The following is an 8,416-nucleotide window of genomic DNA, read 5'->3' as shown; positions in this document are numbered from 1 at the left end:
GACTTCGCCCACTGCATCGAAGACTCCATCGAAGGCGTCACCCACTCCATGTGCACCATGGAATTCGAGGTGCACCGCCCGCTCTACGACTGGATCCTCGAAGAGCTCGACGTTTTCCGCTCCCGGCAATATGAGTTTTCCAAACTCAACCTCACCTATATCGTGCTCAGCAAGCGCCGCCTGCTGCAGCTCGTCAACGAAGGCCGCGTTTCCGGCTGGGACGACCCGCGCATGCCGACGCTCTGCGGCATGCGCCGCCGCGGCTTCACCGCCGAAGCCATCAAAAAACTCTGCGCCATCGTCGGTTGCACCAAGTTCGAAGGCATCACCGAGATCGAACAGTTCGAAAGCATCATCCGCGACGACCTCAACGAAAACTCGCTGCGCGCCATGGCGGTCGTCGATCCGATCAAGGTCGTGATTGAAAACTATCCCGAGCAGCTCGCCGAGGAATTCGAGATCCCCAACCATCCGCAGAAGGAAGCGGAAGGCACCCGCAAGGTTCCCTTCTCGAACGAGCTGTGGATCGAGCGCACCGACTACATGGACGACGCCCCCAACAAGTTCAAGGGTTTTACCGTCGGCCGCGAAGTACGCCTGCGCAGCGCCTACCTCGTCACCTGCAACGAAATCGTGAAGGATGCCGACGGCAACGTGGTCGAACTGCGCTGCACCTACGACCCCGAAACCAAGGGCGGCTCCGCCCCCGACGGGCGCAAGGTCCGCAGCACCATCCACTGGGTCTCCGCCAAGCACGCCGTCGATGCCGAGGTGCGCCTCTACGACCGCCTCTACACCGTCGAAAACCCGCTGGGCGACAAGGAAAAGGACTTCAAGGATTTCATCAATCCCGACTCGCTGGAGGTAATCACCGCCAAGCTCGAACCGATGCTGGCGACCGTCGAACCCGGCGCGCGCTACCAGTTCGAGCGCGTCGGCTACTTTTGCGCCGACCTCGACCACACCCCGGAAGCGCCCGTCTTCAACCGCACCCTCACGCTGCGCGCCCCGAAGAAAGGGATGTAACCCCCCAACCTCGTCCCGCCTTCCCGTCCCCGTCGAACGGGAACGAGGAAGGAAGAGGATAGGGGTGTCTACCTCTCCAGTTCGATCCCTTCGCCGGCGCACCATTCGCGAAGCGCGGTCTCCTCGGCGGCGTTGGAGTAGTCGTACCACTTATCAAGCAGGCCGTTGTATTCCAGCCAATCACGGTAGCGAGCGTAGGCGCCGCGACGGCTGAAAATTTCGCGTACCTTGTCGTAGCCGTCGGGAAACGTGTCGCACACAAAGCGGAACACCAACCGGCTTCCAAGATCGAGGTCGTTCTTGTGCGGAATCTCCACCGTGCTCTCGGACCGATAGGCCTCTCCCGGAATTTCATCGATTCCTGCAAAGTCGGACTTGAAATAGATCTCGCCCGTCGCTTTGTCGAGCAGCGCGGTGTTGCCGCCCGGAATAGCGCCAAAGTTGACGTATTCAAAAGCCCGTTCAATCTCAGAAAACTTGATCTTCATACCATAGCCTCCCCGATCTATAGCCGGTTGGTCTCCAGCACGGTCTTCTTCACATCGCTCCACGAGCGGCCTTTCAAGCCGCATGGATCGGGTTCCTCTTCGGCATCCCCAAAAAGATGTTTTGAAAAGCTCTGCTTCACACGGTTCCGCATGCCGGGAAGCTATCGAGAAAGCCGCTGCATTGCAAGCCAGCCTATCCGCCATGCTTTAGGAGAGTCTTAGCCACGAGAGCGCACAGAGAGAACAAAGCAATCTTTCGTTGCCTCTGCGTTGGTTGCGCTCTCTTGTGGCCAATAGTTCCATTGGCAGGGAGTCTCCGTGTCCATCCGAGGCCATTCCTTCCGCTTGGGCGGAATTGTGTGGCTCCATTCGCCGGGTTGGGTTTATGCAGCCGCGCGGATCGGGGGCGCTTAAAGCGCGATGCCGAAGAGGATGCTGAAAAAGTGGCAGAGGCTCCCGGCGAGCACGAAGAGGTGCCAGACGGTGTGCGACCACTTGAGCGACTTCCACCCGTAGAAGATGGCGCCGACGGAATAGCAGAGCCCCCCGGCGGCCAGGAAGACGAACCCGGCGGTGGTCAGCTCGCGGAAGAGCGGCTTGATCGCAATCGCGCAAAACCAGCCCATGAACAGATAGCTGATGAGCGAGACCGCCTTGTAGCGCCCGATGAAGAATGCCTTGAAGAAGATGCCGACGATTGCCGCGCCCCAAATGCACCCGAAAATGCTCCACCCGAGCGCGCCGCGCAGGGGCGCCAAGGCATACGGCGTGTAGGTTCCGGCAATCAGCAGATAGATGGCGGAGTGGTCGATGATCTTCAGGACGGCCTTGGCCCGCGGATGCGTGGCGGCGTGGTAGAGCGTCGAACCCAGATAGAGCAGGATGAAGGTGGTTCCATAGACCGCGCAGCTCACCACCTCCCACGCGCTCTTGCGCATCGCGGAAAAAACCACGAGCAACACCAGCACGGCAATCCCGATCAAGATGCCGATGCCATGGGTAATGGCGTGGGCAAGTTCCTCGCCCGATCCGTATGTTTTCTTTTCGGCCATGCTTATTCCCCGCGCAGTCCGGCTCTCGCCATGCAGGCTTGCTCCAAAATGCGGCCCACATTAAATCAGGCGGAACCCATGAAAAACAGCATCCAATGCATCCGATTTATCGATGCAACGCGGCTCAATGGGCACCGGCCAGCGGATGCATGTACGGCGCCATGACGGAGAGCATGACCCAGGCAATCAGCATGGCGATGAAGGCGGAGAGCGCCCCGATCTTGAGCCACTGAATAAAGCCGACATGCGCGTGCGACTGCTTTTCGAGCATCCCGAGCGCAACGATGTTCGCCGTGCTGCCGATCAGCGTGATGTTGCCGCCGAAACACGCGCCGAACAACAGCGCCCACCACAGCGGCATGGCGGGTACCGTTTCCCCCAGCGCCGTGATAACGGGCGAGAACGCCGCCACGAAAATGACGTTGTCGACGAAGGCCGAGCCGATGGCGGTGGTCGCCATGATCGATGGAATCAGAATGCCCGGCTTGTCGCCGCAAACATTGACGAAGCCATCGGCGATGACCTTCGTGACCTCGGTATGCTCCAGCGTGCCGGCAATGGCGAACAGCAGCATGAAGAAGAGCAGCGTCCACCAATCGACCTCGTGCTCGACGTAGTAGCGGGCGCGCTCGCGCTTCATGATCATGACAACGCCCGCGCAGGCCAGCGGGGCCACCAGCAGGATGCTGTTCTTATCGAGGCCCAGCCCCTCCTCCAGCGCGTGGTGCGACGCAATGAATGCGAGCGTGAACAGCAGGAGCGCCAGACCGCGCCTGTAGGGCACCACGACCTTGGGCACGAGACTCAGCTGCCGATCCATGCGCTCCTGCAACCGCTCGTCGAACAGGTTGAGCTCTTTGCGGAACCAGACCAGCGTGACGGCAACGCAGGAACCGAGCGACACCAGCATGATCGGAAACGCCCATCGGAAAAAATCGCCGAAGGTGAGTCCGGCCTTGGTGCCGATGAAGATGCCGACGGGGTTGCCCATCATGGTTCCGGCGCTTCCGATGTTGGTGCAGAGCACGCAGATGATGATGTAGGGCGTCGGGTTGAGCTTGAGCCGGTTGCACACCTGGAAGATCAGCGTGGCAATGAAGATGATCGATGTCACCTCGTCCACCGCGCAGGCCAGCAGGGCCGAGGCAACCGACGTTGCGGCAATGAATTTGCGGCCCGACATTTTGGGAATCGAAATAAGCGCCTGCACCACCCAGGTAAAGAAGCCGAGATCGCGCAAGGCCCCGACCACGATCATCATGCCCACCAGGAACAGGATGACCGGCAGCTCGGCCGAGGCCACAAAGCTTTCGATGCTCAGCGAGTGGGTGAAGACCAGCACCGTCAGGCCCAGAAAGGCGATCGACAGGCGGAAGGTCCAGAAAAAGAGCGTCCCGAGAATGATGGCCAGAAACACGCTCGACGCCACCACCTGCTTTTCCGTGAAACCGCCGAACACCGCCCCGGCCATGCCGATACCGACACTGATCGCCAATAGCATGACCATGCGCAGCATCAACTGCTTGGTCGTGAGTACTCCCCCATTGTCGTCGCTATGCATATGAACACCTATCTGATTGGATGATTGGATCCCTGGATGGCCGACCGTGCGGAACAGCCCCCATCCATCCCTTTTTTCTTACGCCCAGAAAATCTGCGAACTGAACCCGTCGAGATTGACCGACCCCATGAACCGGCTTCCATCCACCACCTGGATTTGCCGGACATGCTGCATCAGGAAAATCTTGGCCAGCTGGATCGCGGGCATGTCGGGCGGGATGGCGACAAACTTATCGTGCATGAAATCCGCCACCTTGGTTTCGGAATCCTTGCGCAGCAGTTCGGCGAACGGCTCGAAGTTTTCGATGGGGCTGAGGTCCTCCATCCAAAGCAGGTGTTGCGGCAGGCTCTGGCCGAGCAGATCTTCGAGGGCGATCACGCCGCGCAGGTCGCCGTCGGAATCGACGATTGGAATATCCATGATCCGGTTGGAGCAGAAGGCCTGGATGGCATCGGCGAGCGTGTTGCCTTCGTCGAGGGTGACGGGGTTGGAGTTCATGATGCTGGCCGCGTTCAGCTTCACCTCCACCTTTTCGGGCCCCTCGGTCAGGATGCCGAACGCTTCGCGCACGTCTCCGGCGACGGTCAGGCGCTTGATCAGGTGCGGTTGCGCCAGCGACTTGGAGAGCGAGGCCATCAGCCGCAGATAGGCGCCGGGATCGTCCTTCGGCGTCAGGATCAGCACAATCACGTGGACGGGTTCTTCGCCGATCGCCTCGAAATCGATGCCCCGCAGGGAGGTGGCGAGCGCCAAGGTAGGCCGCGTCAAGCCGGCCAGGCGCGCATGCGGCAACGCCAGCCCTTCCGCCAGCACGGTCGGGGCCTGCCGCTCGCGGGCAAGCACCTCCTGCACCGCCTCGGCGGGATCGAACCCGTTGAGCTTTCGGTGCAGCACCCCGACCAGTTGGTCAATGGCCTGGTCGCGCGTCTGGGCATCGATATTGCATAGCACGCAGTCTTGCTGCAGATAGTCCGCCAGGCGGACTTCCTTTGTCGTCATCATGTTTCCACCCCTGTCTGTTGACACAAAAAAACCCGGCGAGCCTTGGAGCGCACCGGGATTGATGAAATAGGATCATGCGAATTCCGAATCAGATGGCAAAACCGTTGAAAAGAAGAATGAACAGGGTCAGGAAGCACGCGCCGCAAAGCCCGAAGGAGAAAAACGGCAGCGGCCCGCCATTCAAACGGCGGCAGCCCATTTTGGAATAGGCCGTGGTCACCGACAGTACGAAGGTCAGCATCAGGACCGACAGGAAGACGGACTTGTTCTGCTCGGCATGGGGAACCCGGCTTCCGGCAGGTCCCACCAGCGGAAGAATCATGCTCAGAAAGAAAAAGGAGAGCCCCGATAGTACCGCCAGCGCATTGCCCGTCTCCGGTTTGAAGAAAAAGCCTGTTTCCTGGTTGTTTTCGTTCGTATCCATGTTGCCTTTCCAGCGGGTAAAAAACATATGGCGGCAATATAGGCGGGAATGACCGGGCTTGGAAGAAAAAAGAGGACTCCCCGTGGTGGTCCGGCCATCCAAGCCGCAAGGCCTCGGGGGCCAACGCGCGATTCGCTACTCGTCCGGCGGAAGCGTCAGCGAATCGAGCGCGCGGTTGCCGCTTTCAGGCATGCGGGCGGCTGCCGGAGCGGGTTGCGGCTTCGCGGACGGGTGGATGGCGAAGCCGCCCACCTTGACCGGGCGGATGGCCGTGGCGGCGAGTTGCACGACCCCGTTTTTCATTTGATGGGGCTTGCCGTAGACAATCAGCATGTCGCCGGGCGCGGCGAGAAGCTGGAGATAGCTGACACGGGTCGGCTTGTTGGCATACCACCCCGCCGTGAAGGTTCCCTCGCCCGGGGCGGTCAACCGGAAGGGTTCGGTGCCGCCGCGTTCCGTCCAGTCGAACCCGCAATGTTCCACCTCGAAGGCAATCAGGTAGGTGCGTTCGGTTTCGCTGTACTGCACATTCTTGATGATGCCGGCCCAGGCGACTTCCATCCCGCCGTAGGAAACGAAATCGCTGCGGACCGCCTGGGGCGATACCGATCGGTCGGCTCGGGCAAACGCCTTTTTCTCGGCGTGCGTCGCCGGGCGGTAGCCCCGCTCGCCCACGGATGCACACCCCGAAACCACCAATACCGCCGCCACCAGGACCAACCATTTCATAAGACGAACTCCAAGTTGAGATACGGCACAGTAGCGCCTCGCCGTGTCAGGTGCAATACTGAGCGTCCGCTTCCGCATGTCCGAATTGGAAGCGCGGCCGCGCCCGCCATCCCCGCGCGGATCTTGGCTTTTGTTTTTCCGCAAAAAACGCTACCCCTTTATGCAGGACGGCAATTCGGAAGGAGCACCATGGCGGGCGATAGGATCAAACCACGGGATCGGCGGATCAGACTCACGGAGCCGGCCCAACCATGAACCGGCGAAGCTATCTGATTGCATCCGCACTGGCCGCCCTGCCCGCCATGGCCGCGCAACACCCCGCCGTGACCGAGGGCTCCGGGTCGAAGGGCCGCTGGATTTCCATCGCGTCGGACGGTTATCGATTGGCGGTCCACGAACGCGGCGCACCGTGGCTGTTGGATTTCAACCGCGATCCCGCCGGCCGGCAAAATCTAATTTCCAGCCCCGACCACCTCGACGTGGTTCGCAGGCTGGCGCAGGAGCTGGCATCCTACTGCAAACAACAGCCCCCGGCTCCGCAACTCATGGAAACCATCGATGCCCTGGCCTAAAACCAAACCGGTTGTCCACTTCAAAACCCGCCGGGCGTTTCCTTTGCGCAAGAAGGGGCCATCCACGGGAATATTGTGCTATCGGCGAGGACAATCATCCTGATTCCGCCCCAAACGACCCGATTTTTTGCGAAATACAGCATGGGCTTATAAAACCAACAAAGGGACAGATGATGAATAAAATCAATCGTAGATCATTCCAGAAAACCGCAGTGGCGGCATCCACCGCCCTACCGCTCTTCAGCATCGGAAAGCCCGGTCAGTCGGCCAACGAAAAGGTCAACGTGGCCATGATCGGCGCGGGCAATGTTGCCTGGCAATCGCTGGAAGGGACGAAAGACGAAAACCTCGTGGCCCTGTGCGATGTCGATTCAAAGATGTTCGGCCAACACGCGAAGCGCTTTCCCGCGATGGAGCAGGCGGAAAAGTTCACCGACTTCCGGGTCATGCTCGACAAGCTGGGCAAGGAGATCGACATGGTCTGCATCAGCACGCCCGACCACACCCACTTCGCCGCCACCATGGCCGCCATGGAACGCGGCATCCACACCTTCACCCAGAAACCGCTGACGCACAACATCTGGCAGGCGCGCACGCTCAAACGGGCGAAGGACCGATACAAGGTGCTCACCAACATGGGCAATCAGGGCCACACCTTCAACGGCATCCGCCAAATGCGCGAATGGTACGAATCCGGCATCTTCGGCCAGATCACCGAAGCGCACTCCTTCCGCGACGGCCCCAAATGGAACGGCAACTATTTCCAGCGCCCGGACACCCTGCCGCCCTCCACCGACCCGGTCCCGGAAACCCTGGACTGGGATCTCTGGCAGGGACCAACCGGCCCGAACCCCTTCAACAAACTCTACCACCCGAAACGGTGGCGCGGCTTCAACCGCTACGGCGGCGGCATGTTCGGCGACTGGTTCTGCCACATTGCCGACGCCCCCATCTGGCTGCTCGACCTCTACGAGCCGGTCGCCATCGAAGCCGAAAAGGTGTTGGGCGGCAACGAGTGGATGGTGGCCGACGGCTGCCGCGTCCGCTACGACTTCGAACGGCGCGGCGACAAGGCCCCGTGCACCTTCTATTGGTACAACGGCGATCCCAAGCTTTTCACCCCCGCAACCCCGAAAGACTGGGGCTGGGGCAACCTTCCGGACGCCGGTACGATCTACTACGGCACGAAGAACAACGGCTTCACCGACGAACGCTCCAACAACCCGCGCCTCTCCAGCCGGGAAGCCGCGATCGAATTCAAGAAGGCGGGGTATCCCGAAGAAAAATATCCGCGCATCGCAGGCGGCCCGATCCTCGAGCTGGTCAACGCCGTCAAGGGCGGCCCCGAGCCGGGTTCGAACTTCGACTACGCCGCGCCGTTCACCGAAATCATGTTGCTCGGCATCATTGCCGTGAACCACGGCGGACGGATCGAATGGGATTCGAAAAACATGCGGATCACCAACCGCCCCGAGCTCAACCAATACCTCAAGGAGCCCGTCCGCAAAGGCTGGGAATACGGCGAGGAACTTTGGAGCTAACTACGTAGCTTCCAACCCAAG

General features: G+C 60.5%; 9 protein-coding genes. 3 read left to right on the top strand and 6 right to left on the bottom strand.

Features of this window, described 5'->3' with window-relative positions; translation table 11 throughout:
• Positions 1–1,026, top strand: a 1,026-nt coding sequence (locus tag ABYO54_RS10655) for a glutamate--tRNA ligase family protein (protein WP_372808231.1), incomplete at its 5' end; no start/stop codon positions are given.
• Positions 1,027–1,094: 68 nt separating this feature from the next.
• Here the strand turns inward: ABYO54_RS10655 and ABYO54_RS10650 are convergent.
• The 6 genes from ABYO54_RS10650 to ABYO54_RS10625 form a co-directional block, all read right to left on the bottom strand.
• A complete protein-coding gene (locus tag ABYO54_RS10650) occupies positions 1,095–1,514 on the bottom strand; it encodes a hypothetical protein (protein WP_372808230.1) in 420 nt (139 codons plus the stop codon).
• 410 nt (positions 1,515–1,924) lie between these two features.
• On the bottom strand, positions 1,925–2,566 hold the full coding sequence (locus ABYO54_RS10645; RefSeq protein WP_372808229.1) for a hemolysin III family protein: 642 nt from the start codon (positions 2,564–2,566) through the stop codon (positions 1,925–1,927).
• 124 nt (positions 2,567–2,690) lie between these two features.
• A complete protein-coding gene (locus ABYO54_RS10640) occupies positions 2,691–4,127 on the bottom strand; it encodes an SLC13 family permease (protein WP_372808228.1) in 1,437 nt (478 codons plus the stop codon).
• 78 nt (positions 4,128–4,205) lie between these two features.
• Positions 4,206–5,129: a PTS sugar transporter subunit IIA gene (locus ABYO54_RS10635; protein ID WP_372808227.1), complete on the bottom strand. Its 924-nt coding sequence runs from the start codon at positions 5,127–5,129 to the stop codon at positions 4,206–4,208.
• An 88-nt stretch (positions 5,130–5,217) separates the two neighbouring features.
• The gene (locus ABYO54_RS10630) at positions 5,218–5,553 is read right to left on the bottom strand and encodes a hypothetical protein (RefSeq protein WP_372808226.1); all 336 of its coding nucleotides are present in this window, start codon (positions 5,551–5,553) and stop codon (positions 5,218–5,220) included.
• Between the two features lie 135 nt (positions 5,554–5,688).
• A complete protein-coding gene (locus tag ABYO54_RS10625) occupies positions 5,689–6,282 on the bottom strand; it encodes a hypothetical protein (RefSeq protein WP_372808225.1) in 594 nt (197 codons plus the stop codon).
• A gap of 251 nt (positions 6,283–6,533) precedes the next feature.
• Here ABYO54_RS10625 and ABYO54_RS10620 point away from each other — a divergent pair, with 251 nt between their 5' ends.
• Together ABYO54_RS10620 and ABYO54_RS10615 are read left to right on the top strand one after the other, a co-directional pair.
• Positions 6,534–6,854 carry a hypothetical protein gene (locus ABYO54_RS10620; RefSeq protein WP_372808224.1) on the top strand — a complete coding sequence of 107 codons (321 nt, stop codon included), beginning with the start codon at positions 6,534–6,536 and terminating at the stop codon, positions 6,852–6,854.
• A 170-nt stretch (positions 6,855–7,024) separates the two neighbouring features.
• Complete coding sequence (locus tag ABYO54_RS10615; RefSeq protein WP_372808223.1) at positions 7,025–8,395, top strand: Gfo/Idh/MocA family protein; 1,371 nt, start codon at positions 7,025–7,027, stop codon at positions 8,393–8,395.
• Positions 8,396–8,416: the final 21 nt, after the last annotated feature.

Source organism: Pontiella sp. (assembly GCF_041622395.1).
Lineage (GTDB): Bacteria > Verrucomicrobiota > Kiritimatiellia > Kiritimatiellales > Pontiellaceae > Pontiella.
Note: the sequence above shows the minus strand (reverse complement) of the source record. Positions and strands in the feature narration are given on the sequence as shown.